Origin of the sequence: Plantactinospora mayteni (genome assembly GCF_016862935.1) — a bacterium.
In the GTDB taxonomy this organism is placed as follows: Bacteria; Actinomycetota; Actinomycetes; order Mycobacteriales; family Micromonosporaceae; genus Plantactinospora; species Plantactinospora mayteni.
Map to the genome: position 1 here is coordinate 1 of NZ_BONX01000095.1, position 1,274 is coordinate 1,274.

At 62.4% G+C, this 1,274-nt stretch carries 3 protein-coding genes; all 3 read left to right on the forward strand.

Going from position 1 to position 1,274, the window contains the following annotated elements; translation table 11 throughout:
* The coding region (locus tag Pma05_RS41865; protein ID WP_203863100.1) for a hypothetical protein at window positions 1-246 on the forward strand (246 nt) is incomplete at its 5' end.
* Window positions 247-287: 41 nt separating this feature from the next.
* Window positions 288-560 carry a hypothetical protein gene (locus tag Pma05_RS41870; RefSeq protein ID WP_203863101.1) on the forward strand — a complete coding sequence of 91 codons (273 nt, stop codon included), beginning with the start codon at window positions 288-290 and terminating at the stop codon, window positions 558-560.
* A 158-nt stretch (window positions 561-718) separates the two neighbouring features.
* Window positions 719-1,147: a hypothetical protein gene (locus tag Pma05_RS41875; protein ID WP_203863102.1), complete on the forward strand. Its 429-nt coding sequence runs from the start codon at window positions 719-721 to the stop codon at window positions 1,145-1,147.
* The last annotated feature ends 127 nt before the right edge of the window (window positions 1,148-1,274 follow it).

A 1,274-nucleotide genomic window follows, 5' to 3' on the forward strand; every position in this document is an offset into this window, starting at 1 on the left:
GCGGTGGCGGCACTCGCCGCCGCGACGGACATCGACGAACTCGGATGCCAGCAGGTGTGGTCGAAACTCACCAGCGGCCTGCACGGCCTGCCGATCGCCTTGAGTTCCCCCGCTTTGATGGAGCGGTTACCTGCTGCCAGCTGGCGTCCTGGCCACCCGGCAAAGATCGAGAAGGTCCTTGCCGGTCTGGACGCCCCACCCATTACCGGACCGTTACCTCGCCGTATCAGGACAGAAATCTGGTGACGCAGGATTGTCGCCGATCCCACTGACCGCGAAGGTTCAGCATGGTTTCGCGGGCCCGCCATGCCACCTGGGGCATCATCACCGACCTGCACGCTGACGGTGTGCCGATCCTGCTCAACACCCACCTACTTGATGAAGCCGAACGCCTCGCGAACGACATTGTGATCATCGACCGTGGTTGGGGTGCCGTCGCCAGCAATCCACAGGAGCCGGACGTCGGCCAACCCGTTGTTAGGAAGATGCCAGCGGTCTTCCACAGCATGGTCCATGAGCACATATCGATGCTCACCCCAAGATCCAAGGAGGATCATTGACGACAACGCTGACAAGAGTGCTCGGCGGACTCGCCTCGAACGGGACGGCCGCTGCAGGCACGAGTGCCCACAGAGGCGCGAGCACCGACCCAGAACCAGCCGGCAGGGCCGGTACCAGGAGTCGGCGGGTCGACACGCGGCGTCTACTGCTGGCGACCGTGGCGCTCGTCGCCACGATCATGGGCAGCACGGCTGTCTCCACCCCAGCCCATGCCGCGTCCGTGCAGACATGGTTCGACATCGGAACCGGAACGCAAAGTTCGGGCAACTTCATCTGGCACAACCGGTCGGTTCAGGTCGGTGGCGGAGTGACGGGGAGCAGCAGTTATCTCGGTGACCGTTCTTGGTGGTGTGCATCGGTCGTGTTCACCGCCTACGACATGAACAATCGGCAGGTGGCGCGCGCCGCACGCCCCGGCGATAATCAGTACAACTGCACCGTCTACCGGTACGGCTTCGGCTTCATGTTGGATGCCAGCAACGTACTAGGTGGAATTCGACACATTCGTGTCGATTTATGGGAATGGGATCGGGATCGCAATACGGTCTATATCGATAAAACCGAGTGGTATCACCGGCCATTGTAGCCAGGTGCCCGACCCCAAGATCCAAGGAGGGCCATTGACGACAACGCTGACAAGAGTGCTCGGCGGACTCGCCTCGAACGGGACGGCCGCTGCAGGCACGAGTGCCCACAGAGGCGCGAGCACCGAC